Origin of the sequence: Campylobacter sp., assembly GCF_030528245.1 — a bacterium.
GTDB lineage: Bacteria > Campylobacterota > Campylobacteria > Campylobacterales > Campylobacteraceae > Campylobacter_D.
In genome coordinates this window covers 53,878-79,789 of sequence record NZ_JAUMZG010000001.1, presented here as the reverse complement: position 1 = coordinate 79,789, position 25,912 = coordinate 53,878, and the positions used below count along the sequence as shown (strand labels likewise).

24 protein-coding genes and 4 pseudogenes are annotated in these 25,912 nt (G+C 45.5%); 10 read left to right on the top strand and 18 right to left on the bottom strand.

What is annotated here, in order from left to right; translation table 11 throughout:
• The first annotated feature begins 7 nt into the window (after positions 1 to 7).
• From Q4A73_RS00425 to Q4A73_RS00400, 6 genes are read left to right on the top strand one after another with little or no spacing between them, the layout of a single operon-like run.
• Positions 8 to 784, top strand: coding sequence for a fumarate reductase cytochrome b subunit (locus Q4A73_RS00425; protein ID WP_303205455.1), 777 nt, complete (start codon positions 8 to 10; stop codon positions 782 to 784).
• Positions 768 to 2,759 carry a fumarate reductase flavoprotein subunit gene (locus Q4A73_RS00420; RefSeq protein WP_289233151.1) on the top strand — a complete coding sequence of 664 codons (1,992 nt, stop codon included), beginning with the start codon at positions 768 to 770 and terminating at the stop codon, positions 2,757 to 2,759. Before Q4A73_RS00425 ends, Q4A73_RS00420 begins: the two co-directional genes overlap by 17 nt.
• Positions 2,752 to 3,477, top strand: coding sequence for a fumarate reductase iron-sulfur subunit (locus Q4A73_RS00415; protein ID WP_303205454.1), 726 nt, complete (start codon positions 2,752 to 2,754; stop codon positions 3,475 to 3,477). Before Q4A73_RS00420 ends, Q4A73_RS00415 begins: the two co-directional genes overlap by 8 nt.
• A 24-nt stretch (positions 3,478 to 3,501) precedes the next feature.
• Positions 3,502 to 5,682 (top strand): dynamin family protein, encoded by a 2,181-nt coding sequence (locus Q4A73_RS00410; RefSeq protein WP_303205453.1) that lies wholly within the window; start codon positions 3,502 to 3,504, stop codon positions 5,680 to 5,682.
• The gene (locus Q4A73_RS00405) at positions 5,672 to 7,498 is read left to right on the top strand and encodes a dynamin family protein (RefSeq protein ID WP_303205452.1); all 1,827 of its coding nucleotides are present in this window, start codon (positions 5,672 to 5,674) and stop codon (positions 7,496 to 7,498) included. The genes Q4A73_RS00410 and Q4A73_RS00405 overlap by 11 nt, the downstream gene beginning before the upstream one ends.
• Positions 7,495 to 8,196 carry a tetratricopeptide repeat protein gene (locus tag Q4A73_RS00400; protein ID WP_303205451.1) on the top strand — a complete coding sequence of 234 codons (702 nt, stop codon included), beginning with the start codon at positions 7,495 to 7,497 and terminating at the stop codon, positions 8,194 to 8,196. Before Q4A73_RS00405 ends, Q4A73_RS00400 begins: the two co-directional genes overlap by 4 nt.
• 71 nt (positions 8,197 to 8,267) lie before the next feature.
• Here the strand turns inward: Q4A73_RS00400 and Q4A73_RS00395 are convergent, their stop codons facing one another.
• Positions 8,268 to 9,311: an AI-2E family transporter gene (locus tag Q4A73_RS00395; protein WP_303205450.1), complete on the bottom strand. Its 1,044-nt coding sequence runs from the start codon at positions 9,309 to 9,311 to the stop codon at positions 8,268 to 8,270.
• A 3-nt stretch (positions 9,312 to 9,314) separates the two neighbouring features.
• Positions 9,315 to 10,322 (bottom strand): Holliday junction branch migration DNA helicase RuvB, encoded by a 1,008-nt coding sequence (gene ruvB / locus Q4A73_RS00390; RefSeq protein ID WP_303205449.1) that lies wholly within the window; start codon positions 10,320 to 10,322, stop codon positions 9,315 to 9,317.
• A gap of 96 nt (positions 10,323 to 10,418) precedes the next feature.
• Here ruvB and Q4A73_RS00385 point away from each other — a divergent pair.
• The 4 genes and pseudogenes from Q4A73_RS00385 to Q4A73_RS00370 form a co-directional block, all read left to right on the top strand.
• A pseudogene (locus tag Q4A73_RS00385) lies at positions 10,419 to 12,497 on the top strand (class I SAM-dependent DNA methyltransferase); the annotation flags it as partial.
• Positions 12,480 to 13,859, top strand: a complete 1,380-nt coding sequence (locus Q4A73_RS00380) for a restriction endonuclease subunit S (protein WP_303205490.1) — start codon at positions 12,480 to 12,482, stop codon at positions 13,857 to 13,859. The pseudogene Q4A73_RS00385 and the gene Q4A73_RS00380, both read left to right, overlap by 18 nt.
• A gap of 80 nt (positions 13,860 to 13,939) precedes the next feature.
• Positions 13,940 to 14,458 (top strand): annotated as a pseudogene (locus Q4A73_RS00375) (restriction endonuclease subunit S); the annotation flags it as partial.
• A gap of 38 nt (positions 14,459 to 14,496) precedes the next feature.
• Positions 14,497 to 14,673: pseudogene (locus Q4A73_RS00370) on the top strand (histidine phosphotransferase); the annotation flags it as partial.
• 47 nt (positions 14,674 to 14,720) lie between these two features.
• On the opposite strand, the gene trxA reads toward Q4A73_RS00370, so the two are convergent.
• The 16 genes and pseudogenes from trxA to mqnP form a co-directional block, all read right to left on the bottom strand.
• Positions 14,721 to 15,035, bottom strand: coding sequence for a thioredoxin (gene trxA / locus Q4A73_RS00365; protein ID WP_303205448.1), 315 nt, complete (start codon positions 15,033 to 15,035; stop codon positions 14,721 to 14,723).
• A gap of 61 nt (positions 15,036 to 15,096) precedes the next feature.
• The gene (locus Q4A73_RS00360) at positions 15,097 to 15,438 is read right to left on the bottom strand and encodes a YraN family protein (RefSeq protein ID WP_303205447.1); all 342 of its coding nucleotides are present in this window, start codon (positions 15,436 to 15,438) and stop codon (positions 15,097 to 15,099) included.
• Positions 15,438 to 16,685, bottom strand: a complete 1,248-nt coding sequence (locus Q4A73_RS00355; protein WP_303205446.1) for a homoserine dehydrogenase — start codon at positions 16,683 to 16,685, stop codon at positions 15,438 to 15,440. The genes Q4A73_RS00360 and Q4A73_RS00355 overlap by 1 nt, the downstream gene beginning before the upstream one ends.
• Positions 16,685 to 17,890, bottom strand: a complete 1,206-nt coding sequence (locus Q4A73_RS00350) for an LL-diaminopimelate aminotransferase (protein ID WP_303205445.1) — start codon at positions 17,888 to 17,890, stop codon at positions 16,685 to 16,687. Before Q4A73_RS00350 ends, Q4A73_RS00355 begins: the two co-directional genes overlap by 1 nt.
• An 8-nt stretch (positions 17,891 to 17,898) precedes the next feature.
• Positions 17,899 to 18,699 (bottom strand): hypothetical protein, encoded by an 801-nt coding sequence (locus Q4A73_RS00345; protein ID WP_303205444.1) that lies wholly within the window; start codon positions 18,697 to 18,699, stop codon positions 17,899 to 17,901.
• Positions 18,700 to 19,596, bottom strand: coding sequence for a hypothetical protein (locus Q4A73_RS00340; RefSeq protein WP_303205443.1), 897 nt, complete (start codon positions 19,594 to 19,596; stop codon positions 18,700 to 18,702).
• Positions 19,583 to 20,272: an RNA methyltransferase gene (locus tag Q4A73_RS00335; protein WP_303205442.1), complete on the bottom strand. Its 690-nt coding sequence runs from the start codon at positions 20,270 to 20,272 to the stop codon at positions 19,583 to 19,585. Before Q4A73_RS00335 ends, Q4A73_RS00340 begins: the two co-directional genes overlap by 14 nt.
• Before the next feature lie 13 nt (positions 20,273 to 20,285).
• On the bottom strand, positions 20,286 to 21,110 hold the full coding sequence (rsmI, locus tag Q4A73_RS00330) for a 16S rRNA (cytidine(1402)-2'-O)-methyltransferase (RefSeq protein ID WP_303205441.1): 825 nt from the start codon (positions 21,108 to 21,110) through the stop codon (positions 20,286 to 20,288).
• 1 nt (position 21,111) lies between these two features.
• The gene (rpmE, locus tag Q4A73_RS00325; protein ID WP_303205440.1) at positions 21,112 to 21,312 is read right to left on the bottom strand and encodes a 50S ribosomal protein L31; all 201 of its coding nucleotides are present in this window, start codon (positions 21,310 to 21,312) and stop codon (positions 21,112 to 21,114) included.
• Between the two features lie 77 nt (positions 21,313 to 21,389).
• A complete protein-coding gene (locus tag Q4A73_RS00320; protein ID WP_303205439.1) occupies positions 21,390 to 22,043 on the bottom strand; it encodes a 16S rRNA (uracil(1498)-N(3))-methyltransferase in 654 nt (217 codons plus the stop codon).
• The gene (locus tag Q4A73_RS00315; RefSeq protein WP_303205438.1) at positions 22,043 to 22,444 is read right to left on the bottom strand and encodes a hypothetical protein; all 402 of its coding nucleotides are present in this window, start codon (positions 22,442 to 22,444) and stop codon (positions 22,043 to 22,045) included. The genes Q4A73_RS00320 and Q4A73_RS00315 overlap by 1 nt, the downstream gene beginning before the upstream one ends.
• On the bottom strand, positions 22,445 to 22,621 hold the full coding sequence (locus tag Q4A73_RS00310) for a cytochrome C (protein WP_303205437.1): 177 nt from the start codon (positions 22,619 to 22,621) through the stop codon (positions 22,445 to 22,447). It abuts the gene before it with no gap.
• A 402-nt stretch (positions 22,622 to 23,023) separates the two neighbouring features.
• Positions 23,024 to 23,984: pseudogene (moaA, locus tag Q4A73_RS00305) on the bottom strand (GTP 3',8-cyclase MoaA).
• Positions 23,985 to 23,989: 5 nt separating this feature from the next.
• The gene (locus Q4A73_RS00300) at positions 23,990 to 24,499 is read right to left on the bottom strand and encodes a hypothetical protein (protein ID WP_303205436.1); all 510 of its coding nucleotides are present in this window, start codon (positions 24,497 to 24,499) and stop codon (positions 23,990 to 23,992) included.
• Positions 24,496 to 24,990 carry a hypothetical protein gene (locus Q4A73_RS00295; protein WP_303205435.1) on the bottom strand — a complete coding sequence of 165 codons (495 nt, stop codon included), beginning with the start codon at positions 24,988 to 24,990 and terminating at the stop codon, positions 24,496 to 24,498. Before Q4A73_RS00295 ends, Q4A73_RS00300 begins: the two co-directional genes overlap by 4 nt.
• The gene (mqnP, locus tag Q4A73_RS00290) at positions 24,981 to 25,856 is read right to left on the bottom strand and encodes a menaquinone biosynthesis prenyltransferase MqnP (RefSeq protein WP_303205434.1); all 876 of its coding nucleotides are present in this window, start codon (positions 25,854 to 25,856) and stop codon (positions 24,981 to 24,983) included. The genes Q4A73_RS00295 and mqnP overlap by 10 nt, the downstream gene beginning before the upstream one ends.
• Positions 25,857 to 25,912: the final 56 nt, after the last annotated feature.

The window sequence follows — 25,912 nt, the reverse complement described above, 5'->3', positions numbered from 1 at the left end:
AGAAAAGATGAGCGAGCTTATCGAAGGATATTTAGGCAAGAGCATCGATGGCAAAAAAAGCAAAATGCCAGCCAGGCTTGACTTTATCCAAAGCGCCTCAGGGCTTTTTTTGGGACTTTTTATGTGGCTACATATGCTTTTTGTATCCACGATTTTGGTGAGTGAAGATTTTTTTAACTCTGTTGTCCATTTTCTAGAGTTAAAATTTGTTTATGATAACCCTATTATGAGTTACATCACTTCATTTCTTGCAGCCTGTGTTTTGATTATTTTCATCGTGCATGCAGCGCTGGCGATGAGAAAATTTCCTATTAATTTCCGCCAATATCAGCTTCTAAGAACCCACTCTAAAAAGATGAAGCACGAGGACACCACGCTCTGGTGGGTGCAGGCCTTCACGGGCTTTGTGATGTTTTTCTTAGGTTCGGCTCATCTTATCTTCATCATCACAAATGCCGACAAAATCAGCGCGGACATGTCAGGCGAGAGGGTGGTCAATCACTTCATGTGGCTTTTTTACATCGTCTTGCTCATTTGCGTGGAGCTTCACGGTAGCATAGGGCTTTATAGGCTTTGTGTTAAATGGGGCTGGTTTGAGGGGAAAAATGCAAGGGAGAGTCGCAAAAAGCTCAAAAGGGCCAAATGGGCTATCAGTGCTTTTTTCTTGGCGCTTGGCGTTTTGTCCCTTGCCGCTTTTGCAAAAATAGGCTTTGAGAATTATCAAATTCAAGCAAACGCGATGATAAAAAACTACAATGGAGCAAATCATGAATATACAATATAGTGATGCCTTAGTCATAGGCGGCGGTCTAGCAGGGCTTAGAGCAGCCATTGAGGTGGCAAAAAGTGGGCAAAGCGTAACGCTTTTAAGCATTTGCCCGGTGAAGCGCTCACACTCGGCTGCCGTGCAAGGTGGTATGCAAGCAAGTCTTGGAAATGGTGCTAAAGGCGAGGGTGATAATGAGGACTTGCATTTTGCCGATACGGTGAAAGGCTCGGACTGGGGTTGTGATCAGGAGGTAGCGAGGATGTTCGCTCAAACGGCGCCAAAGGCGGTGCGGGAGCTTGCGGCTTGGGGAGTGCCTTGGACTAGGGTTACGAAGGGTCCTAGAACGGTCGTTATCAACGCACAAAAAACCGTGATTGAAGAAAAAGAAGAGGCACACGGACTTATTAACGCAAGGGACTTTGGCGGCACGAAAAAATGGCGAACCTGTTATATCGCCGATGCTACGGGGCATTGTATGCTTTATGGCGTGGCAAATGAAGCGATTAAGCATCAAGTTAAAGTTATTGATAGAATGGAAGCGGTGCGCATCATGCACGATGGGAAAAAATGCTTGGGCGTCATCGCTAGGGACTTGACAAATGGGCAGCTCATCGCCTACATCGCACGCGGCACGATGATAGCAACGGGCGGCTATGGTAGAATTTACAAGCAAACGACCAATGCCGTTATCTGCGAGGGGACAGGCGCGGCGATTGCCCTTGAAACAGGACTTTGCAGACTTTCTAATATGGAAGCGGTGCAATTTCACCCGACCCCCATCGTGCCGAGTGGAATTTTACTGACTGAGGGCTGTCGTGGGGATGGCGGAATTTTGCGCGATGTGGATGGATACCGCTTCATGCCTGATTATGAGCCAGAAAAAAAAGAACTTGCTAGCCGTGATGTGGTGAGCCGTAGGATGATGGAGCATATTCGCAAGGGTAAGGGTGTGAAAAGTCCTTATGGGGATCACTTGTGGCTTGATATTTCTATTTTAGGCAGGGCGCATGTGGAGAAAAATTTGCGCGATGTGCAAGATATTTGCAAAACTTTCAACGGCATAGACCCGGCCGATGAGGGGCCGAAGGGCTGGGCGCCCGTGCTTCCTATGCAGCACTATTCAATGGGTGGAATTCGCACTAAGCCAACAGGAGAAAGTCAGTGGCTTGAGGGGCTTTTTGCCTGCGGGGAGGCGGCTTGCTGGGATATGCACGGCTTTAACCGCTTGGGTGGAAATTCTTGCGCGGAGACCGTTGTGGCGGGGATGATAGTAGGAGATTATTTTGCGGATTATTGTAAAAATAATGGCGAAGTTGTAGATACTAATGTTGTAAAAGATTTTTTAAGTAAAGAATATCAATATCTTAAATCTTTAGTGGATAAAGAGGGACAAAATGATGTTTTTGAAATTAAAAATAGAATGAAAGAGGTAATGTGGGATAAGGTTGCCATTTTTAGAACGGGCGAGGGCTTAAAAGAAGCCGTTAATGAGCTTGAAGAGCTTTATAAAAAATCTTTAAATGTTAAAGTGCATTGCAAAGAATTAAATGCGGCAAATCCTGAGCTTGAAGAAGCTTATAGAGTGCCTAGAATGCTTAAAATCGCCCTTTGCGTTGCTTACGGCGCGCTTTTGAGGACAGAAAGTCGCGGGGCGCATTACAGGGAAGATTATCCAAAAAGAGATGATTTAAACTGGATGAAAAGGACGCTTGCTTATTGGGTTGAGGGCGAGACTCTGCCAAAAATCGAGTATGATGAGCTTGACATTATGAAAATGGAAATGCCCCCAGCCTTTCGTGGATACGGCGCAAAGGGCAATATCATAGAAAACCCACTAAGCGAAAAGCGTCAAGCCGAGGTGGATGCCATACGGGAAAAAATGGAAAGTGAGGGCAAGGGGCGCTATGAAATTCAAAACGCTCTAATGCCTTATGAGCTTCAGGCAAAATACAAAGCACCCAATCAAAGAATAGGAGTCGATTATGAGTAGAAAATTAATTGTGAAAGCGTTTAAATACAACCCTTTAAGCAAAATTTCAAAGCCACATTTTGTAACCTATGAGCTTGAGGAAACTCCTTTTATGACGGTCTTTGTGTGCCTCACTCAGATTCGCGAGAAAATGGACGCGGATTTGAGCTTTGACTTTGTTTGTCGGGCGGGGATTTGCGGATCTTGCGCGATGATGATCAATGGCGTTCCAAAGCTTGCCTGCAAGACCCTCACTAAGGACTATCCTGAGGGCGTCATCGAGCTCATGCCCATGCCAGCCTTTAGGCATATTAAGGATCTGAGTGTCAATACGGGCGAGTGGTTTGAGGCGATGTGTAAGAGGGTAGAAAGCTGGGTGCATAATGAAAAAGAAACTGATATTTCTAAGATCGAGGAGCGCATCGAGCCCGAAGTGGCCGAGGAGACTTTTGAGCTAGATCGTTGTATTGAGTGTGGCATTTGCGTCGCCTCCTGCGCGACCAAATTAATGCGTCCTAATTTCATCGCGGCTACGGGCTTGCTTCGCACGGCGCGCTATTTGCAGGACCCACACGATCACAGAAGCGTAGAGGATTTTTACGAGCTTGTGGGTGATGATGATGGGGTTTTTGGCTGCATGTCGCTTTTAGCTTGTGAGGATAATTGCCCTAAGGATCTGCCGCTTCAAAGCAAGATCGCCTACATGAGAAGACAGCTTGTTGCGCAAAGAAGTCGGTAAAATTTCCCTCCTCGGAGGGAAAATATGAAAGAATTTTTGGAACAAATTTGGCAAAACCATCTGCAATTTTTAGACTTCAACTCCCATTTTAAAGACAAAAACGCTCTTGATGTGAGTGAGTTGGCCATACTTTTGAGTGCCAATAAAGATAATTATGAGAGATATTTTCTCCTAAAGGAATTTGGAGCAATCTTCAAAAAAATCGCTTTAAGAGTGGATATTTTTAGCATACAAGAGGCTCAAATTCGCACCATCAATCTCCTAAAAAAAGGCCTTTTAGACAAAAAAGAGCTCATCAAGGCCCTAGTCATTTTAGACAAAATCACAAATACCGCCTTTGTGAGAGGATATTTAGAGCAGCTCCAAACCCCCCAGATCGATCAAAAATCCCTCCTTCAAGCTTCGTTTAAAGAACTTGATGGGATAAATTTAGAGCTCATAAACCTTTGCGAGAGCGAGGAAAGAAAAAAAAGATTGGAAAAATCCTTAAACAAATTTAAAAATTTGCATTTTAGCATCGCCATCACGGGCGTGATGAATGCGGGCAAATCAAGCCTCCTCAATGCCCTTTTGAAAAAGCCCATTTTGGGCGTTTCCAATGTGCCCGAAACGGCAAATTTGACCCTTTTAAAATACGGCAAAAGCAAGGGGGCAAAGATTTATTTTTGGGATGAGAGTGAGTGGCGGGACATACTTTCAAATTCCTATTTTAACGAGGACCTTAGCCGCTTTATCCGTGAGCTTGGTGCGGAATTTGACCTCAGTGCTTACATCAAGCCCGAGGCCCTGATGCAAGAAATCCCTCTTGACGAGCTGCAGAGCTTTAGCAGTGCGCAAAATAAAATTTCTGCCCTCATCAAAAAAATCGAGCTTGAGGGTGAGCTGGAATTTTTGCAAAATAATATCGCCATCGTGGATACTCCGGGGCTTGATGACATCGTGGTGCAAAGGGAAATTTTGACCCGCGAGTATCTCAAAGAAAGCGACTTTCTCATCCACCTCATGAACGCCTCTCAGAGCCTCACGCAAAAGGATGCGGAGTTTTTGATTTCCTGCCTCCTCAACTCCCGTCTTAGTAAATTTTTGATCGTGCTGACAAAGGCGGATTTGCTCGGGGATGAGGATTTGAATGAAGTGATCAACTACACTAAAAACACCCTAAAATCAAGGCTTGGGGACTTGCAGTCCCTTGCAGAACAGATCGATTTTCTGCCCGTGAGCGCCAAAAAGGCTAACGCATTTTACGCAGGAGAGGCCGATGAAAGTGCCCTTGAGGAGAGCAAAATCCCCCAGTTTGAGGCCTACTTGCTAAACGCCCTCTACTCGGGCGAAAAAAGCAAAACCGCCCTTAGTGCCTATAAAAAAGAGTTGGGGCTGGAGCTGGGCCGCTTGCTGGAATTTTATGCCTTGCAAAGAAAATTATTGACCGAGCGGGGGCATGAAAAGAGCGGCGAAAATGAGGATTTGTTGGCTAGGATGCAGGTTTGGCAAGAAAAATTTGAGCAAGCCAAAAAGGACATTTGCGATTCTATTGAGCGTTTGCAGGGCTTGGAAAATGGCGTTGATAGGCGGATTTTGCTTTTGGCTAAAAAGCTTAAGGAGCGCTTGATTGATGAGCTAAAATACCTGCAAAATCATCGCAAAAAGCTTAATTTGGAGCGCATTTTAAACATCATAGAGCTCACGACAAGGGACGGCATCAGCGATATTTTGAGGGAGGTTAATTTTGAAAATTTCAAGCAGATGGAGAGCATTAAGGATGCTTTAAGCATCAAATACGACTTTTTGCAAGCGGAATTTAATAGCGACTTTGAGAGCTTTAAAAGCGGGATTTCTAAGGGGATAGAGGCGATTTTTGCAGCGGACAAATTCGCAAAGCTTAAGAGCAAAATCACACAAATTCTCAAGGAAAAAGACGATATTTTCAGCCTAGAAACGAGGCTTTTTGAGCTTATTGATGAGGGGTTTAGGGGCTTTGGACTTGAAGAGGTGCTTAAAAATTTAAAAATCAATGAGAGTTTTTTTAACTTTTTGAACGAAAAATTAACGGCCTACCAACAAAGCTCACAGGAGAAGATCAACGAGCTTAGCGCCTTGCTGGAGGGGGTTGAGGGCGAGAATTTGAAACTCAATGCAATGCGCCAAGAAACCGAGGCCAAAATCCAAAAACTCCACGCCCTAAAGGAGATGCTGGATGCAAATTGAACGCTTGCAAAATTTCATCAAGGCCTACGAAAAGGCCTATAAGGTGGAATTTGACTCAAGTTTTAAGGGCAAAATTTCTGCCCTGTGCAAGGAGCTTGATGAGCCCTTCATGCACCTTAGCCCTCGCTTAAAAACCCTCTTGCACGACCTGCAAAATTCGCTGGATAGAAACATTCAAGTGGGCATTATCGGGCAGTTTTCAAGCGGTAAATCAAGCCTCCTCAACCTCATCCTAAAAAGACCCTGCCTCCCCACAGGCGCCGTGCCCGTAACCTTCAAGCCCACTTTTTTGCACTACGGCAAGGAATATTTTCTGCGCGTGGAATTTAACGACGGCAGCGACCTCATCACCCATCTTGAAGAGCTTGAAAACTACACCGACCAAAGAAAAAGCATCAAAGAAGCAAAAAAACTCCACATCTACGCCCCCGTGCCGCTACTTTCCAAGCTCACTCTAGTCGATACCCCGGGCCTGAATGCCAACGAAAACGACAGCCTCACGACCTTCGGCGAGCTTGAAAATCTCCACAGCGTCATTTGGCTTAGCCTCATCGACAATGCGGGCAAAAAAAGCGAGGAGGACGCCATCAGGGCGAATTTGGAGCTTCTGGGCGATAGCAGCCTTTGCATCCTCAATCAAAAGGACAAAGTCAGCCCTGAGGAGCTTGAGCGGGTTTTAAACTATGCTAAGGGCGTATTTTCAGGCTATTTTAAGGATGTCATCGCACTTTCTTGCAAGGAAGCAGCCCAGGGACAGCTTGAAAAATCCAACCTCCCAGCCCTTATCAAGCATTTACAAGGCCTAAATTTGGACCAAATCAAGCAAAATTTTGTCCGCAAAAAAATGCACAAATACTGCCAAAGTCTCCAAGAAGAAAATCAAATTTTCATTGGAGCCTTTGAGCTTTTGGAAGAAAAATTTACAAATTATGAGGGCTATTTGGGGCAGCATTTTGAGGCAATTTTACACAAAAGCACCCTTTTGGGGCACGAAATTTTGACCCAACTCAAAGGCATAGCGGGGAGGATCAGCACGGAGCTTTTTGGGCACATTAAGGAAAAAGAATGCGCCTTTTACAGGAAGGCGAAGGGCCTTTTTCAAAAAAATCTCTACCAAAAATACCCCTACAAAGCGCCCTTCATTTCAGGCGATGATGCCTTTTTGGCGCTTTTTTATCACTCCGAGCTTTTGCGTAAGGAATTTCAAAAAATCAAAAGAGATTTTGAGAATTCTTTTGAAAATTTAAAGCAGGATTTGAGGGCGGGTTTTGAGAGGCTGCAAAGGGAAATTTTGCTTTTCAAGGCTAGATTTTCCAACATCCAAAAAGACAGCCCCCTGCAAAGCGAGGCGAATTTTGCCCATTTGCGTGCCTTTGCGAGTGCTAGCGAGGAGCATTTTTTGAGGGATTTTGAAAACGCTTTGCTTAAAAGCACCTTAGAGCTTGAGCTTTTTTTTGAAAAACTCAAAAGCAAGACCCTTAGCAATTACGAAAACGCCGCCAAACTCAGCCTAGCCTTTTTCGAGCGCAAAATGAACGAAAGTCGCGCGCTTTACGAGCTAGACAGCACCGAATTTGCCCTCTTCACCCCGCAAAAAACCGAGCTTGATGAGAGACTTTTAAGCGAGCTTTGCGTTTATGAGTTTGAAAATTTCCTCATCAACAAGCCCCTCATCAACAAAATCATAAAAAATTTACTGGAAAAAAATCTCAGCCTCTGCGCCCAAAAAAAATCCCTCATCGCCACGAAAAGGGATGAAATTCAAAAGCGCGTGAGTCGGGTTTTAGACATTGAAAAGAAAGTGGAGTGTTTATGAAAAAAATTTTGATGCTATGTTTTATCCTCAATTTAGCCCTGGGGGCCGATTTGCAGAGGGCCTTGGGGCTTTATGAGAACAATCATTTCACTAAGGCTTACGCGATGTTTGAGGCCTTGTGTCAAAAAAATAGCCCCAAAGCGTGCTTTTCCTTAGGCGTGATGCACGAGAAGGCGCAGGGTGTGGGGCAGGATGCGCAAAAGGCGCGGCATTTTTACGGCAGGGCTTGTAGGCTGGGCCTCAAAAAGGCTTGTTCAAATTTGGCCCTCAGTTTTGAGGAGGAGGGGCGGAAAAATGAGGCGAATTTGGCCTTCAATGAGGCTTGCAAGTTGGGCGATTTTCAAAGCTGCAACACATTGGCCGCGTTTTATGAGGGGGAGCGGGATGGTGAGCTGGTCCTGTATTTTTACCAAAAATCCTGCAAACTCAAGGACCCAAGGGCCTGCTACAAGCTGGGACTGCTCTATGAGCGAGGTGAGTGGGTGCGGGCCAACCCCAAAAAGGCTCTAGCTTCTTACTCAAATTCCTGCAATTTGGGGCTTGGGGAGGCATGCTACAAGCTGGGGCGCTATGAGGAGCTTGAAAAAAAGGACTTGCAAAGGGCCAAGCGCTATTTTGGGATGGCTTGTGATAAAAAGCACCAAGAGGCCTGCGCGGCCTATAAAAATTTAAACGATAGGGGGATTGAAATCCACTGACCTCCTCGCGCAGGATGCGCTGGGAAGGGTTTGTGCTGGGGGCAAATTTCACTGTCGCGGCGGGTGCGGAGCTAGATCAAATTCTTGGCCTTCAAAATCGTCCAAAGCCTGATGGTAGAGATGAAAAAGGTCAAAATCGCAGGGCCTAGGATGATCCCCCAAAAGCCAAAGCTTGAAATACCTGCTAGCATGGAGAGGAAGATCAAAAGCTCGTTGATCTGCGTGGGGGTTTTCACAAGCCTTTCGTTGATCCACTTGATGATGAGGGGCTTGATGAGGGTATCGGCGATGAAGGAAATCACCACCACGCAATAAATGAAAATCCCCGCCGCCGCGCTGAGGCCATTTGTGGCGAATTCATAAAGGCTCACCGGCACATAAATCAAGGCCCCGCCCACAGCAGGGATGAGGGAGCTGACCGCAAAAACCACGCCCATCAAAAGCGCCTCATAGCCATAAAAAGCACAAACAAGCGCGAACAAGGCGCCCTGAAAAATCGCCACAATCACCATAGAATAAAGCACCACGGCCATCACATTGCCCACCTCGCCCAGAATTTCGTCCAGCTCCTTTTTCTCCACGGGGATGATGGATTTGAGGTAGATGACAAGCTGCGCGCCGTATAAATTCGCAAAGAAATAAAAAATGCAAATGAGCACCATGTCGATGAGAAATTTCGCACCCGACTTGGTGAAGCTTGAAACAAAGCCAAGCGCTTGTTTGTAGAGGCTACCAAGATCAAGCCCGGCTAGAAATTCTTTAATCTTGGGCTCTAGGAAACTGAGGCTTTCGGGCAGGGAGAAGTGGTAGTTTTTTACAAATTCTAAGGTCTGCGTGATGAGGTTGAAATCAAAGTCCTTCAGGGCATTGACAAGCTCCACCGCCGTATAAACGAAGGGCGCGAAAAAAAGCAAGATCACGCAAAGCGTCGTCGCAGCTGCTGCGACCACGCGCTGCCCCTTGGCGAGGCTTAAAAATTTCGCGTTCAAATTCGCCGTAGCAACCGCCATCAAACTCGCGATTGTAATGACCATCAAAAAATCTTTAAAAAGATAAAGCAAAAGGGCTAAAACCACCAAAATAAAGGCAATCAAAAAAAATTTCCCGTTTTTCAAGGCTCAATCCTCAAATAAATTTTTATCATACTCAAGCCTCAGGGCGCGGTAGCTCTTCGCGCTCGCCACCCTGCCCTTAGCCGTGCGCTCGATGTAGCCGTTGGCTAGCAAATAGGGCTCGATCACATCCTCGACTGTGTTTTCATCCTCGCTCAAAGCCGCCGCAATGCTAGCAAGCCCCAGGGCCCGGCCCCGGTGGGCTGTCAAAAGCTCCAAATAGCGCAAATCCATCCCGTCAAAGCCCAGTTCATTGACGCCTAAGGAATTCAAAGCCTCCCGCGCCCTAGCTAGGGTGATGCGCTCCTCATCGCTCACATCGGCAAAGTCGCGCACGCGTTTTAAAAGCCGCAGGGCGATGCGGGGCGTGGAACGAGAGCGGCGGGCAATCTCAAGGGCGGCGTCTTGCTCGCAAATTTTTTGAAGCTTTATGCTTGCTCTTTTGAGAATTTCGGCCAACTCCTCGTGGCTGTAAAATTCAAGGCGAAACTGCATCCCAAAGCGATCGCGCAAGGGGTTGCTTAGCATGCCAGCGCGGGTGGTCGCGCCGATGAGGGTGAATTTGGGAAGGTCGATTTTTATCGTTTGAGCGGCCGGGCCGCTTCCGATGATGATGTCAAGGCGGTAATCCTCCATCGCAGGGTAAAGCACCTCCTCGATGGCGGGGCTAAGTCTGTGAATTTCATCGATGAAAAGCACATCGCCCTCGCTCAAATTCGTCAAAATCGCCGCCAAATCGCCGCTTTTTTCTATCATAGGAGCGGCGGTGGTTTTGATGCTAGCGCTCATTTGCGCGGCGATGATGTTGGCTAGGGTGGTTTTGCCAAGCCCTGCTGGGCCGCTAAAGAGGATGTGGTCTAGGCACTCGCTGCGCTTTTTGGCCGCGGCGATGAAGATGGTGAGGTTTTTTTTGATGCCCTCCTGCCCGATGTAGCCTTCAAAATTTGAGGGCCTTAGAGAGGTCTCGTAAGTCTCATCGGGGGAGAATTTTTCTAGCTCTACGATTCTGTCCATTTTTACTCTCTTAAAACGCTTGGAAACAAGGTGAGAGTTTAGCGAAACTTGGTTTTAGGTTGGTAAAATGCGGGCTTTGTTTGGAAAGGAAGAAGAATGGACGCGTGGAAGAAAGAAATTTTAGTTGATGAGTGGGTGCGATGTAGGCTAAAATCCATCGGGTTGAAATTTGGCAAGGATTTTTTAGAAAAAGATGCAAGCGCCTATCTCAAAGACGCCCTAAAAGGCGCAAGCAAGACTAAAAAGCAAAGCGGCACGGGAGTGCCTGATTTTGTGATAGAAAAATACAAGATTGATGATGGGATTATTCCCATTATTTTTGAGTGTAAGCTGGGTGCTGGCAAGCTTGAAAAATACGCAAAGGATAATGAAAAAGCTCTAGATTTTTCTAATGATGCCATTAGCAAATACGCCCTAAATGGGGCCTTGCATTATGCAAGGGTGGCATTGCAAAATGAAAGTCAAAAGCAAAATCCCTACAAAGAAATCATCGCCATAGGCATAGCAGGCGATAGCGCGCAAAATGTAAGGGTAAAAATCGCTTGCGTCTTTGCGGACTCTTCGCTCTCCTACAAGGAGACACAAGGTGCGAATTTAGACTTTTTAGAAAATTCACACAGCTTTGCAAATTTTTACGAGCAAGAGTGTAGGCTCACAGAAGCGGACAAGCATAAGCTATTATTAAGAGCTAAGGGGCATTTGTCCTACCATAGTGCCCAGCTCAATAAGCTTATGCACAATCACAACATCACTGCCCCCCAAAGAGTGCTTTACATCGCAGGTATGATTCTATCCATGCAAAGCGTGATGCGTAGCGAGTATAAAATCCCGACCAAGGGGCTAAGCCCGGATGATTTGCATGGCCGACAAGATGAGGGGCTAAGAGATGGGGAGCGAGTGTTTGAGCGCATTAAAGAATTTTTAGAGGTCAAGGTCCCAGATGGTGCAAAAAGAAAGCTTATGTTAGATTCTTTCAATGAAATTAGAAAAGATAGCGACAGGGATAAAATTCCTAAAAATTTCACTTACAAAGAGGGCGAGAAGAAAAATCCAAACCACAAAATCATAGCCCACATTCTCAAAGAGCCCTCAAGTATCAATAAGCAGATTTTCGCCTACATTTACACGCATATTTATAAAGAGATTGATGGGCTTAATGGGCATTTGGACATTATGGGTGAGTGTTACAGTGAGTTTTTAAAATACGCCCTAGGCGATGGCAAGGAGCTAGGCATAGTCCTAACTCCCCCTTATGTTACCAAAATGATGACTCAAATCCTAGACATCACACAGGAAGATAGGGTTATGGACTTAGCCACAGGATCAGCTGGATTTCTCATCTCCAGTATGGAGCAAATGATAGAAGATGTCTATAAAAAGCACAGCAAGCACAGCACGCAGGCAAATAAAGCCATTTTAGAGCTTAAGACCAAGCAGCTTTTAGGCGTGGAGTATAACGCCGAGATGTTTGCCCTAGCTACTGCAAATATGATTTTACGCGGGGATGGCTCGAGCAAAATTTATAAGGCCAATACCTTTGAGACAGAGGACTCGCTTTATCTAAACTTTGCCCCCACGAGAATCTTGCTTAATCCCCCCTTCACTTGGGATTACAACGGACTGCCCTTTATAGAATTTGGACTCGATAGGATGCAGCGTCATGGCTTAGGAGCTATCATCATCCAAGATAGCGCGGGCAATGGACAAGCCACCCCCATCACGCAGTCCATACTCACAAAGCACACGCTAAAGGCTAGCATCAAAATGCCCATAGATTTATTTCAGCCTATGGCAGGTGTGCAAACAAGCATTTATATCTTTGAGGCCAAAATCCCGCACGATTTTGAAAAGCCTGTGAAATTTATAGACTTTAGAAATGACGGCTACAAACGCACAAAAAGAAGCTTGCAAGAAGTGGATAACCCCACCCAAAGATACCGAGACATTCTTAAAATCTACAAGCAGGGCTTGAACGCCAAGATTGACAATAATGCGTATGAAAAGCCCATTAACTTAAGCGAAGTGTATGTAGAAGATTTCATTAGTGAAAGTGGGGCGGACTGGAACTTTGACCAGCATAAAAAGATAGACACAACGCCCACTTTGGCGGACTTTAAAAAATGCGTGAGTGAGTATCTAGCGTGGGAAGTAAGCAATGTGCTGAAAAATTCTACACAAGGTGGGACGGAGGGAAACGCCCTTAGCCCTCGTTTAGCAAAGCTTGAAAACGACTTCAAGCAAAACGGGGGCGCGTGGAGGGAATTTAAGCTTGGGGAGTTGTTTGAGCACATCAAACCTACAAAACACGCTTACGCGAAGGGAAATTTACCCACAGAGCCGAGTGCAGAGTGCGACCTACCCGCCATTACTTGCACAAGTGTAAATCAAGGCATAGCCTGCTATATGCCACGCGGCGGGGCAAAAATTTTAAAAAATGTCATTTCAGTAGCGGCAAACGGCGATGCGCCGGCCTTTTATCAGCCGCACGAATTTGCTATCTTGCAGGATGCGTATGCTTTGCGTTTTAGGAGTGAATTTATGCAAGATGGTGCGGAGTTAAGCTCACTTTGCTATCTTTACCTTACCTCACTTTTGCAAAAAATCTTGCAAAAATACAACTGGAACAACAAATCAGGCTGGGCTAAGGTTTCCAAGGAGTTTATAACCCTGCCCGTTTTAAACGAGCAAATCGCTTTTGACTTTATGGAAAGCTACATTAAAGAACTTGAAGCCGAGCGTCTTCAAGAACTTGAAGCCTATCTTAAGGTTACAGGCTTAGATGATTACACCCTAACGCAAAAAGAAAAAGAAGCCTTAAAAGCTTTTGAGAATCTAAGCATACCAAACGAGAGAGTAATCGGCATTTCACACGAAATGCCGATTAAAGCCTTACAAGATTCTACGCTTACAGATTCTAGAGAGTGGCAGAGCTTTGCTAACACTGCCCTAAGCACCCTCGCACAAAAAGAGCTAGAATCTAGCAGTGCAAAAGAGGGCATAGAGTGGAGGGAATTTAAGCTTGGGGAGTTGTTTGAGGTAAGCACACCTAAGAAAAAATTTAATGCTAATGAACTTAGGTTTAATGGAAAATATCCTTATGTGGCAAGAGGGGATTCTAATAATGGAATTCGTGGGTATATTGATAAAGATGAAGCCTTTTTAAACGAAGCAAATACGATAAGCTTTGGGCAAGATACGGCTACGATTTTTTATCAAACAAGCCCCTATTTTACAGGTGATAAAATCAAAATCTTTACTTTTAAAAAGGGTAATTTAGATAGATATAAAGCAAATTTTCTTATCGCTGTGATGAAAAGGGCTTTTTCTAGTTTTAGCTGGGGGAGTAGCTCTTTTAATGTGGGGGTTTTAAAAAATGTGTGCGTTTTGCTGCCTATTTTAAATTCTGGCACGATAAATTTTACCTTTATGGAAACTTTCATCAAAGCCATAGAAAAACAGCACATTGAAAAAATTTATGCTTTTTGGGAGACTAAGCTAAAAGCTTATGATGCCGTGATTAACGGGGGGGGGGGGTAAGATTTACCCTTAGTGAGTATGAAGCGTTTTGCAAAACTTATAGCACAGATTCTACACACTCATCTCTTCAGTGGAAAAGCTTTAAATGTGAAGAGCTTTTTAGTGTGAAGTCTAATCCGCAGTTAAATAAGGATAGTTTTAGTTTTAGCGAAAATGCCCCATACCCTTACTTTACGCGCACTTGTTTAAATAATGGCATAGCAGGTTATGTGGAGTATTTGGACGAGGAGCATAAAATCAAGGGAGAAAGCATAGCCGTAGGTATGCTTGGAATGCAGTTTTTCTATATGCAAAAGGACTTTTATGCAGGGCAATTTACTAAAACTTTATATCCAAAATTTAATGGGCTCAATACTACAATCGCACAATTTTTCATCGCTTGGCTAAATAAAAATCAAAAGATTTTTCAAGGTGTTTTAGTGAGAGATTTTGAGAAGACTTTCAATAAAACAGAGATTTTACTGCCTGTTTTAGATTCTCATAATATTGATTTTGACTTTATAGAATCTTTTATCAAAGCTATCCAAAAAGAGTGTATAAAAAGCGTGGTGTTATGGCAGGAGAGGGAGAGGGAGGCTTATGCGGAGGTGTTAGCTTAAATTTGCTACAATCGTGCTAAAAAATTAAAGCGGTGAAAATGGGGATTTTGACAAAATTAGAGCTTGAGTATGAGGGCGAGGCGGTGGAGAAATTTTTGCACTTTTTTAGAAAATTCTGCGATGAATTTGAGCCCCTTACTGTCAAGCTGGGTAGCGATAAAATAAAATACAAAGAGGCCATAAAGGAGCTTGATACCTTAGCGCATAATACGGCTTGAAACTTAAGATAACTTCAAGGCTGGAATCCCCAGCCTTGAAATTTTTAAAGAAGAGAATTGAGCTTGTCGGCGATGTTTTGCTTGGACTGTGCGCCGACAAATTGCCCTGCCACCTGTCCGTCCTTGAAAAAGATCAAAGTAGGGATGGATCGCACCCCGTATTCAGCGGCCAGATCCCCCTGCTCATCGGTATTGACCTTGCAAATTTTTGCCCTGCCCTCAAAGTCATTGGCCAATTCATCGATAATTGGACCAAGCATCCTGCAAGGTCCGCACCAAGGCGCCCAAAAATCCACCAAAGCCACCCCTTCTTTAGCCGTGCTAAAATTTTCTGAAGTCAGTTCAACATACTTTCCCATTTTGTTCTCCTTGAAAATAAATAAAAAGCCAGTATTTTATTTGAATAAATAAAATTCTAACTTAAAAACTAATGTTTTCAAAAAATTGTATCTCATCCCCAGAAATGCAAATCAAATCCAGCTGAAAATCCCCATCAAAGCCCCTGTCAAGCTTATAAAATTCTATGGTTTTGAGGAGTTTTTCGGTTTTTTTGCCATCCAGTCTTTCGTAGGGCTCATGGTCCGCTTTTTGCGTGAATTTCACCTCCACAAAGTGCAAGATCGCATCCCTTTTGGCGATGATGTCTATCTCGCCCATCCTAGAGCGGAAATTCCTCTCCACAAGCTCAAAGCCGCGCTTTTTCAAAAAGGCACAGGCTCTATTCTCGCCTAAAATTCCGCCCAAATACGACCTAAGCCCCATCAATCCTCAATGCGCATCCTAAAAGGCTCGTCTTTAATGAATTCTTGTTTTTTGAGGATTTGAAGCAGAGTTTGAATGCTTTTTTCATAACTTTTATGCGTGGTAAAAAACAGGGTACAATAGTCCCCGTCCGCCTTAGGCTTTTGCAAAAAGCTATCGATAGAAATGTTATTTTCACTCATTAAATTTGTGATCTTAGACAAAACGCCTATCCTATCCTCAACCTTCAGCCTCAAATAATACTTGGTATAAATTTTCTCCCTTTCCAGCAGGGTATAAGAGCTAGGATTTTTAAAGCCCAGCATCGGCGATTGAAGCTCCTTTCTGGCTATCTCCATGAGATTGGCCACCACAGCACTCGCCGTAGCCTCCCCCCCCGCTCCCGCGCCGTAGTAAAGACTCTCCCCGAGCATATCCCCCACTATGCTTACAGCATTCATCACGCCATCGACCTTAGCGATCATCGTATCCTTGCTTATCATCGCAGGATGCACCCGAAGCTCCACCTCATAGCCCTTAGCCTTCGCTACGCCCAAAAGCTTGATGCAGAGGTCAAATTCCCTCGCAAAATACATATCCTCAGCGCCTATGCCCTCGATCCCCTCGCATAAAATTTCCTCAGGCAAGGCACGGATGCCATAAGCCAAAGATGATAAAATCAAAAGCTTGTGTGCAGCGTCCATCCCCCCGACATCAAAGCAAGGATTCGCCTCCGCATAGCCCAAATTTTGAGCTTTTTTCAGGGCAGCCTCAAAGCTCATCCCCCCCTGCATCGCGCTTAAGATGTAATTACTCGTGCCGTTTAAAATGCCCTTAATGCTTAAAATATTATTCGCCGCCAAGCCTTCCTTGAGGGCCTTGATGATGGGTATCCCCCCCGCCACACTCGCCTCATAGCCAAAGGCCAAATTCTCCGCCAAAGCCTCAAGCTCATAGCGATGGTAGGCCAGCATGGCCTTATTGGCGGTGACGACATTTTTGCCCCGTTTCAAAAGCTCCCGCACTATCCTAAACGGCTCCTCAACCCCCCCCATAAGCTCCACATAAACATCAATATCCTCACGCTCCAAAACCGCACCCAAATCCTGCGTGATGGGGATGAGAGCTTGTTTTTTCGGACTTTTGGTAAGGGCAATGATGGGCTTGATTTCCTCTCCGCACCTTGCGCGGATGATCTTTTGATTTTCCAGCAAAACCCTCGCCACAGCAGAGCCGACCGTGCCATAACCCAATAACGCAATTTGCATCAACTTTCCTTAAGGTATTTTTTAATATTTCGCGCCGCCTGACGGATGCGGTTTTCATTTTCAATCAAAGCAATGCGCACGAAGGCATCCCCCGCCTCTCCAAAACCCACGCCCGGACTGACCGCCACACAAGCCTTTTGCAAAAGCTCCTTGGAAAATTCTAGGCTGCCAAGGTGCATCTTACTCTGGGGCAATCTCGCCCACACAAACATACTCGCGCGAGGTTTTTTCAAGCTCCAGCCCGCATTCGCAAAGGCTTCGAGTAAAATTTCCCTCCTTTTTGCGTAATTTAGCTTGATGGCCTCCACGCACTCCTGATCCCCATCTAGCGCTATGGTAGCCGCCACTTGGATGGGGGTGTACATCCCGTAGTCGAACCAGGATTTGATTTTTTTAAGGGCACTGATGAGGCGCTTGTTTCCCACGACAAAGCCCACGCGCCAACCTGCCATGTTGTAGGATTTTGAGAGAGTGTAAATTTCCACCGCCACATCCCTAGCTCCTTCCACTTCCAAAATGGAGGGCGTTTTGTAATCATCAAAAGTCAATTCCGCATAGGCGATATCGCTGATGATGTAAAATCGCTCTTTTTTGGCTAGGGCGACTAGCCTTTCATAAAAGCTTTTTTCGCAGGTGATGGTGGTGGGATTGTGCGGGAAATTTACGATCAGATATTTCGCCCGAGGCAGGCTCTCTTTGAGGCTTTTTTCTAAATCCGCGAAAAATTGATTCTCATCCAGCTCGAAATTTTCGTTGTAGCGAAGGGGCATTTTGGCGACATTGCCCCCGGCGATGATGAAGGCCTGCGTGTGGATGGGGTAGGCAGGGGTGGGCACGATGGCAGTATCGCCCGGATTGATCACCGCGCGGGCTAAATTCACAAAGCCCTCCTTGCTTCCCATGGTCGCTACGACCTCGCTTTCAGGGTCCAAATCCACGCCATACTTACGCTTGTACCAGTTACAAACGGCAAGGCGGAGTTTGTAAATTCCCATGGAGGTGGAGTAGCCTGAAGTTTTTTCTTTGTTGGCGCTTTCGCAAAGCTTGTCGATGATGTGCTGCGGGGTTTTGCCGTCTGGGTTTCCCATGGAAAAATCAATGATGTCTGCCCCCGCTCTGCGCGCGGCCATTTTGATGGCATTAACCTCCGCAAAGACATAGTTGGGCAGTCTTTCTATGGTGTGAAAGGTGATTTCCTCAAACATCTGCGCTCCTATTTTTTAAGTGTGATGGTCAGTCCTCGGCGGATGTTGTCCAAATTATACATGTCGCTGATGATGGCATAAATCGCGCCGCTGGGGATGGTCTGGGAGAGGGAGTTGCTTTTTTCTGTGCTTTTGATCGCTTTGATCAAGCCTAAATTTTTATCCAAAAACAAAATCTTAGCGAACCAATTATCCGCCGCATTTGCCTCGACAAGCAGTGTTGAGGCCCCTTTTAAATTCAAAACATAATCCTTAAAAGGCTTTTCGAGCTTTGTGGGGGTATTGAGCGGGAGGTTGGTGTTGGTTTTGAGCCTTGCATCGCCAAAATCAAGCTCGTATGCGTAGTCGTATTTTGAAAGGGCTTTGACATTTGTGATATAAACAGAGCTTGATTTTAAAAGCCTGTAAAATGTGCCCGGATCTAGGATGTATTGCGATTCGACCTGTATGGTGTAGTCGATGGAGTCTTGCATTAAATTCAAATCCGTCGGGGTGAAATACACATACCCCGCATCGCTTAGGGCCTCGTTGATGATCTTAAAAAACAAAACCGCATCGCCTTTGGCCTTGAAATTTAGCGTCAAAGTTCTGGAGCTTGGCAGGGTGAGGTTGAGTAGGGAATTTGTTTTGAGGATTCTAGAAATTTTATCAAGGTCCAAATTTCCATTGCCATCGGTATGATTTTGATGAGCGAATAAAAGATTAAGCTGCGAAGATTTAGCATCCCCTACGATGTTTCTCGCCAGATCCAAGCCAGAAAGCGCAAAAATTTGGGAGCAAAACACAACAAAAAAAAGCGCGATTTTCATCTACCAGTCTTTCCCGCCGTTGAGGCGCCTAAATTCCCCCGTGTCGATGCTCGTGATCCTGCCCTCTTTGATGAGAAAGCGCTTGGACGCACCCGCAGGATAGCTCCGCTCTCTGCCCTCCTCATCCACGACGCTAAAGGCCGCCGCACCCGCTAAAATAAGCTTATCTTCCGATAGGGAAATGTTAAAATCCGCCTCTTTGACCCAGGTCGTTTTTCTCAAATTTTTAAGCTCTATCACCCCCACCCAAACCTTATTTTTGACCCTAAAGATCGCTTCACTGGCCTTGGTATCTTGCTCTGGGGCCGCAGAAATTTCATCATCGCTAGCATCCTCTTGATCGATCGAATTTGATCCTTGCGCGCTTGCGTTATTTTCTTCTTGATGATTAAGCGCAGACTCTGGCGCGCTCGCATTTTTCTCGTCATTATCCACTAAAATCACAGAGCTTTTTTCCAAATCTTGCAAATTTTGCTCCGCCTCTTTGAGGACGTTGATGCTTACGATGTTGGCATTATCTTCTAGGTCGTTGAGAAAAAATGCCTTGATGCTCTCAAAATAATAGGCCCCAAATCCCAAAACGCAAACCATCACAACGCCCAAAATCAAGGGCAGGGCAGAGCCTTTGTGGGTGTAGGAGATCAGCGGGGGGGTGGTTGGCTTGCCCTCTTGTGAATGGAGGCGATTTTCGTTCAAATAATTTTCATATTCCTCATTAAAATCGCTAAAATCAAGTCCATATTCGCGCTCTAAAATTTTTAAAAAGCCCTTCACATTGAAGCGATTTAAGGTTTTAAAATTTTTATCCTGCAAGGCCTGCAAAAATTCAAGCTCAATCTGCGTTTTGTTGGAAACCTCTCTTAAATTCAAATCCTGTAATTTTTTATAATTTTGCATGCATCATCCTATCGCAAAGTATCGCAAAAGCCGCGCTGACATTGAGGCTATCAAAATCGTTTTTCATCGCTATGCCCACGCAATCATCGCATTTTCGCATTATTTTTTGACTCAAGCCCTCGCCCTCGCTTCCCATGATCAGGACCTTTTTGTCCGCACCCGGCTTGAAATTATGAATCGCACCCCCACCGCTGTGCGCACCGTAAAGGCTAAAACCCACCTGCTTGAGTTCATTAAGCACGCTCAAACCATCCTCAGCCAACACGATGGGCAAACTAGCCGCCGCCCCGCTACTGGTGCGAAGCAGGGCTTGTAAATTCAGCCTAGGAGCGACAAAAATCAAGCCATCCACACCCAAAGCATAGGCCGTGCGGATGATGGCGCCGCTATTGCCCATATCGCTCACACCCCAAAGCATCGCGAGGAATTTGCCCTTTTTCACCGCCTGCAAGGTCGCGAGGGAAGGCTCTTTAATGTCCATCAAAAAGCCCTGATGGTTGCCGCCTTTTGCATAGGCCTGTGCCGTTTTAAAATCAAGCTTTTTTATCTTAAGGCCACTTTTTGCCAACTCAGAAAAAGTAAGCCTATCGCACTCCTTAGCCAAGTAAAGCTCATTGACAAGCTCCCTGTGCCTTCGCAAAAGGTAAAAAAATACTTGCTTTCCGTAAATTATCATCGTTTGATTTTATCTAATTTTGACTTAAAAGCAGTTTTTTATAAAGCTCTTTTGGATTTTTTCCATTCAATTTTGCTAAAAGCTTGCTCTTGGTTTTCAGCGGCAGAGGCAGCTCTAAAATGTCCCTCTCGCAAAGCAAATTTCCCCCCGCCTCATCCTCAGATCCTGCGACCACCAAAACCCATTCTCCACTCAAATTCGCCATTTTAAGCTCGCTTAAAACACTCTCCGCCCTGCCTTTGAAAGACTTTTGAAATTTTTTAGAAATCTCCTTCATCGCAAAAAGCTCCCTAGCGGGCTCACGCTCAAAAATGCACTCCACCAAAGACAAAATGCGCCTAGGCGACTCATACACCACACTGGGGTGGGGGCTTTTCAAAAGCCCCTCCACCTCCTTTTGCCTTTGCTGCCCCCTGTTGGCTAAAAATCCCAAAAAAGTGAATTCCTTGCGGCACAGGCCTGAGCTCACAAGGGCCACCAGGGCGGCATTCGCGCCGGGCAAAACCTCATAAGCGATGTGATTTTTGAGGGCAAATTCCACCAAACCAAGCCCCGGATCGCTAAGGCCGGGCATCCCCGCATCGCTCAGGTAGGCGACATTTTTTTCAAAAATTTTCACATCCACATCCTTTAAAAACTGCTTTTCGTTATGGCTGTGGAGGGGGATGAAATTTTTGATGTGAATTTGAGCGTCAAATCTGGCATTGAGTAAAGAAATGAGGCACTTGCTGACCCTCGTATCCTCGCAAAATACAAGCTCACAAGTGCTAAGAATGTCTAAAGATCGGAGGCTGATGTCGGCTAAATTTCCTATGGGGGTAGGAATGAAATAGAGCATTTTACTGCATTGCGTATTTTTTCTTAAATTTCTCCACACGACCCGCCGCATCGACGATTTTCTCACTGCCCGTGAAAAAAGGATGGCAGTTTGAACAAATATCCAAGCGCAACTCGGGCTTGTTGGATCTTGTTGTGAAAGTATTGCCACAAGCGCAGCTGACCTTGCATTCTACATATTCTGGATGGATTTCTTTTTTCATTGGGATTCCTTGAATTTTTAAAGTAAGGGCTTGATTGTAAAAGATCCAAGATAAAAAAAAGATTAATTTAAGCCAATCTAAAGCAAAATTTTTGAAGCCAAGGCCAAGGCCGCGGTTTGACTTTTTAGGATATTTTGACTTGTAAGAGAAATTTTTTCCTTAAATTTTCTCCGCTCCTCCGCACTGAACCCACCCTCAGGTCCTATAAAATAAAGCCTTTCTTTCTTAAATTCACCCCGCTTGGCCCCAAAATCCACCAAAATAACCCCGGGATAAGCCATCAAAAACGCATCCACGCTTTCAAAAAGCTCAAGCCCCATCAAATCCCCACGCCCACACTGCTGCGAAGAGGCGATGAGGATTTTTCTCAAGCGCTCAAAATCCACCTTGAAATTTTTTTGAGAAAATTCACTATAAACCAAAATCAAGCGCCCCACCCCAAGCTCGTTCAAGGGGGGCAAAATTTTTTCCAAAACCTTAGAATCAATCACCGCTAAGGCCAAAGAAAAATCGCTTCGTCGCTGAGGGTTTTGCCTTTTGCTCAAAAATTTTAGCACGCAAAAATGCCTTGCAAACTCTGTGATTTCATACTCGTATAAAAAATTATCTTCAAGATTACGCAGGCTTAAGGGCTCGCCGACCTTCAATCTTCGAACCTTAAGATGCCTCAAGGCTTCATTTTCCAGCCTTAAAAATGCCTCGCCCGCATCCTTATGAAACAAAAACTGCATTAAAATTTGAGATAAAAAGGAAGAAGTAGCAAGACAAGCTCTGTGAGCAAAATCACCACACTCATCCAGCGAAAAGCCTTATACTGCCTAGCTCTTCTAGCCCTTTTGAAAAGTATGAAATGAAAAATAGCCAAAGCAAAAATCCCAAGCCAAGCCGCAATCATCAGCCAAAAATCGCCCCGCATCGTGAAATGATTCAGGGCTAAAAGCAGGAGGCCCGTGAAGAAAATCAAAGCCAAAAAAAGATAATAAATGGGCAGAAAAACACGAATTCTGCGAACAAAGTCAAATTCGGTCTTGAAATCGCCCTGCGTGAGTGCAAAGTAAAAAGTCATCAAAAAGCCACTCGCATAGAGCGTGTAAAGATGCACGGCCAGAAACAATTCATAATTCTTATCCATCTAAGAGCCATCCTCGACAGGCAGGGGTAAATTTGTCTCGTTGAGGTCTATTTTTGCATCACTCTGCTCGATTTGCACCGCCTTCTCTTTTGGCTTTTCGCTCTTTGAAAATTCTCCATCCCTCTCGCCACACGCTAAGAAAAACAAAACACCCACCAAAACCAAAAAAATTCTCACTCACAACTCCTTAGGATCGGTAAACGCCACTCTTATAAGGCTTTTCACAGGAGCCAGCCCCGTCTTGCTTCGTCTTGATTTCTGGTGCCAATTCTACACTCTCAAGTTTAAAATTTTTATTAAAATTCACCCAAGCATCCTCCTTAAAGCCCTATGCATGGCCCGTTCGCTCTTGTGATGATCCCATTCGCTTTTGTCATTTTGGAAAATAGGCCATCGATCCAAAGCGCGACAAATTCCAGCGGTTAAATTCTCCGCGATCCAAGCGCTTCACACCCGCGCAAACCCCGCAGCCCCTCACAGCAAAATTCCCGGCCTTCCCCCTTTCGTGCCCAGGGTCCGCGGGGTTAAATCACAAGCGCCCCCGCCCCCTCGCACGCTCAAAAAATCCTCAACGAAAATTTAGCCTCCCGTCTGGTAAAAGGCGCGGCGAGAAATTTCGTTGCCCACCTCCCTCCACGCGTTTTTTCGGGCTTGTTTTGTAAAACCCGCATCAAAATTTCCAAAGCCTTACTCAGGTTCCTTTTTTGCATGGCTCCCTTGATGCTTAGGGCCTCATCGTGATACAAACAGGGGATGAGCAAGCCCTCAGCGCTCAAACGCAGACGGTTGCAAGTCGTGCAAAAAGCATCGCTATGCGGGTCGATGATGCCAAATTCATAGCCTCCAGCATCATACAGGCTCGCAGGGGACTTGGTGGCTTTTTGGATGGGGGTGATGGGGTATTTTTGGGCTAGAATTTGAAGGATTTCATCCCTCTTTAAGCCTCTCAAAGCCCTGTGAACGCGGGTGTTTTCCATAAATTCAATGAAGCGGATTTGGATATTTTTTCGCCTAGCAAAGTCCAAAAGCGCGACCAGCTCGTCCTCGTTGAGACCCTTGAGGGCTACGGTGTTGAGCTTGATTTTAAAGCCCAGCCTCTCAGCCTCCTCAATCCCCGCCAAAACGCTAGGAAGGACATCTTTTTGCGCGAGAATTTTTGCCTTTTTGGCATCGAGGGTGTCTAAAGAAATATTAATGCGCTCAAGCCCCGCATCCCAAAGCGCCTCGGCGAAATCTTTCAGCAAAAAACCATTGCTCGTAAGACCCAGATCGATATCGGCCTTGTAGGCTTTTATCATCCCGATAAAAGCGCTCAAATCCTTACGCAGCAGGGGCTCACCCCCTGTGATGCGGATTTTACCACCCCCCTATCGATGAGGGCGCGCACGAAGATAAAAAGCTCCTCAAAGCTCAAAAGATCCTCTTGCAGGACGTGGTCGAAGGGTATTTTTGGCATGCAATACAGGCAGCGGAAATTGCATTTTTGCGTAACAGAAAGGCGCAAATAATTGATTTCTCTACCATGAGCATCGACTAGCATGCGTTTTACTTGATGATTTTTTTAAATTTCAGCACGAGCTCCACATTTCCCGTGCCTATGCGTAAGTCTTTGGCGATCTGCTCGATGCTCCTGCCCGCCTTAAACAAATCAATGATTTTCTGCTCCTCAGCGTCATAATTGGGTGTGAGTTTGCTCATGCTTTGCGCCTTTTGCTCGAGGCTTAAAATCCGCTCCTGCTGCTCGTTTTGAAAGCGCTCGATGATGTGCTCCATCCCTTGCAAACTTTTCAAGATCGGCAAAATTTTACCCGCCACTTCCTTTTCCAGCATGATTTGCATTTCATTTTTCAAAAGCTCGTTGTTATAGTCCTCGTCCAAATTTTCCCTGCTCAAAAGCTCTTTTTTGATGTAGTGCAATTCCTTACTCATATCCTCAACCGCACTCACAAATTTCGCCACTCTCACGCTCTGCTCTTTGTCCTTGATATACATGTAAGCAAAAACCGCCCCCAACAACACAAGGCTAAAGACCCAGTAAAGCACATCTTCCATCATTTTCCCCTGCTATTGATAATATTTTCCCTCTGAATCGCCACGACAAAGGCGTCAAACACTGCCCTATCTTCGGGCTTGATCTTCACAATTCTCGCCAAATTCTCACTCTCTGCCCTGATGAAAAGGGCTAAAATTTGATGATTAAGCCCCGCTCTCAAATAATAAATTTTATCCCTTTCCAAAACCCCCTCGGCAAAATCAAAATGCTCAAAATTCAAGGCCCTAATCACTGCTCTTTGTTTGAGGGGTAAAAGTTCCCTATCCGCACTCAAGGCGTTTTCAAGCCTCAAAATGTCCTCCTTCAGACTCAAAAGCAGGTCAAAAATGATCCTCTCTCCCTCTTCAAATTCCACCCGTGCGGCAAGTTTTTTCCACTTGCTAAGGGCCGAGAGGGCGGAGAGTTTTAGGTATTCTTGCGAGAAGGGGTTGTTTTCGAGCTCGCAGCACTCTAAATCCACCTCCAGTCCTGCTGCAAAAAGCTTCAACTCCATAATAAATCCATCCAAATGAAGACAAAAAACACCACACTCAAGTAGCCATTGAGCGTGAAAAAGGCCCTGTCAATGTGGGCGAAATTCTTCCGCACGATGGAGTGCTCAAAAAACAAAATCCCCCCGCAAATCCCAACCCCTACAAAGGCCACAAACCCAAGCGGCGCCATCCAAACGAACAAAAGCCAAAAAAGCACGGCCAAGAGATGACAAAGGGCTGCGATGAAGAGCGTGGCTGGGGCGCCAAATTTCGCCGGGATGGAGTGCAGACCCCTCGCCCTGTCATACTCCATATCCTGCAGGGCGTAAAGCAGGTCAAAGCCTGCGGTCCAAAACATAACGCCCAAGCACAAAACCACGCTGAAGATGTGAATTTCACCCAGCACCACCACACTGCCCGCGATGGGTGCAAGTCCCAAGCAAAGCCCTAAAACCAGATGCGCCAAAGCGCTAAAACGCTTGAAGGCTGAGTAAAAAGCTAGGATGAAAAGCACGGGAAAAGAAAGGTAAAAGGCTAGGGCGTTGATAAAAGAGCTGCAAAGCACGAAAATGGCGGCGTTGGCTAGGATGAAAAGCACGACACTTTTGCGCCCTATCTTGCCGCTGATGTTGGGGCGGTCCTTGCAGCGGGGATTGTCCCTGTCGATGTCCTCATCCATGAGGCGATTGACCGCCATGGCGAAATTCCTTGCACTCACCGCACAAAGCGCCCCTAAAATCAAAGATGAGAGGCCAAACCAAGTACTGCCGTTTTGAATTTGCGAGGCCACAACCATCGCCGCGAATAAAAAAGGCAGGGCAAAAATGGAGTGTTTGAAGACCACAAGCTCTAAAATGTCCTTGAATTTGAGCCATAGTTTTGCCATCTTTGCCCTTTTGCTTTTTGTTATAATTTTACAGGAATTTCATAAATTTTTAGGAA

Coding starts and splice junctions, on each gene's coding strand:
- Q4A73_RS00295 (WP_303205435.1), bottom strand. CDS start 24,990: ATGGAGTTGAAGCTTTTTGCAGCAGGACTGGAGGTGGATTTAGAGTGC.
- Q4A73_RS00400 (WP_303205451.1), top strand. CDS start 7,495: ATGAAAAAAATTTTGATGCTATGTTTTATCCTCAATTTAGCCCTGGGG.
- Q4A73_RS00350 (WP_303205445.1), bottom strand. CDS start 17,890: ATGTTTGAGGAAATCACCTTTCACACCATAGAAAGACTGCCCAACTAT.
- Q4A73_RS00320 (WP_303205439.1), bottom strand. CDS start 22,043: ATGCAGTTTTTGTTTCATAAGGATGCGGGCGAGGCATTTTTAAGGCTG.
- Q4A73_RS00405 (WP_303205452.1), top strand. CDS start 5,672: ATGCAAATTGAACGCTTGCAAAATTTCATCAAGGCCTACGAAAAGGCC.
- rsmI (WP_303205441.1), bottom strand. CDS start 21,110: ATGCTCTATTTCATTCCTACCCCCATAGGAAATTTAGCCGACATCAGC.
- Q4A73_RS00345 (WP_303205444.1), bottom strand. CDS start 18,699: ATGAAAATCGCGCTTTTTTTTGTTGTGTTTTGCTCCCAAATTTTTGCG.
- Q4A73_RS00315 (WP_303205438.1), bottom strand. CDS start 22,444: ATGGATAAGAATTATGAATTGTTTCTGGCCGTGCATCTTTACACGCTC.
- mqnP (WP_303205434.1), bottom strand. CDS start 25,856: ATGGCAAAACTATGGCTCAAATTCAAGGACATTTTAGAGCTTGTGGTC.
- Q4A73_RS00340 (WP_303205443.1), bottom strand. CDS start 19,596: ATGCAAAATTATAAAAAATTACAGGATTTGAATTTAAGAGAGGTTTCC.
- Q4A73_RS00335 (WP_303205442.1), bottom strand. CDS start 20,272: ATGATAATTTACGGAAAGCAAGTATTTTTTTACCTTTTGCGAAGGCAC.
- Q4A73_RS00415 (WP_303205454.1), top strand. CDS start 2,752: ATGAGTAGAAAATTAATTGTGAAAGCGTTTAAATACAACCCTTTAAGC.
- ruvB (WP_303205449.1), bottom strand. CDS start 10,322: ATGGACAGAATCGTAGAGCTAGAAAAATTCTCCCCCGATGAGACTTAC.
- Q4A73_RS00300 (WP_303205436.1), bottom strand. CDS start 24,499: ATGATGGAAGATGTGCTTTACTGGGTCTTTAGCCTTGTGTTGTTGGGG.
- Q4A73_RS00425 (WP_303205455.1), top strand. CDS start 8: ATGAGCGAGCTTATCGAAGGATATTTAGGCAAGAGCATCGATGGCAAA.
- Q4A73_RS00360 (WP_303205447.1), bottom strand. CDS start 15,438: ATGGGGCTTAGGTCGTATTTGGGCGGAATTTTAGGCGAGAATAGAGCC.
- rpmE (WP_303205440.1), bottom strand. CDS start 21,312: ATGAAAAAAGAAATCCATCCAGAATATGTAGAATGCAAGGTCAGCTGC.
- trxA (WP_303205448.1), bottom strand. CDS start 15,035: ATGGGAAAGTATGTTGAACTGACTTCAGAAAATTTTAGCACGGCTAAA.
- Q4A73_RS00355 (WP_303205446.1), bottom strand. CDS start 16,685: ATGCAAATTGCGTTATTGGGTTATGGCACGGTCGGCTCTGCTGTGGCG.
- Q4A73_RS00420 (WP_289233151.1), top strand. CDS start 768: ATGAATATACAATATAGTGATGCCTTAGTCATAGGCGGCGGTCTAGCA.
- Q4A73_RS00410 (WP_303205453.1), top strand. CDS start 3,502: ATGAAAGAATTTTTGGAACAAATTTGGCAAAACCATCTGCAATTTTTA.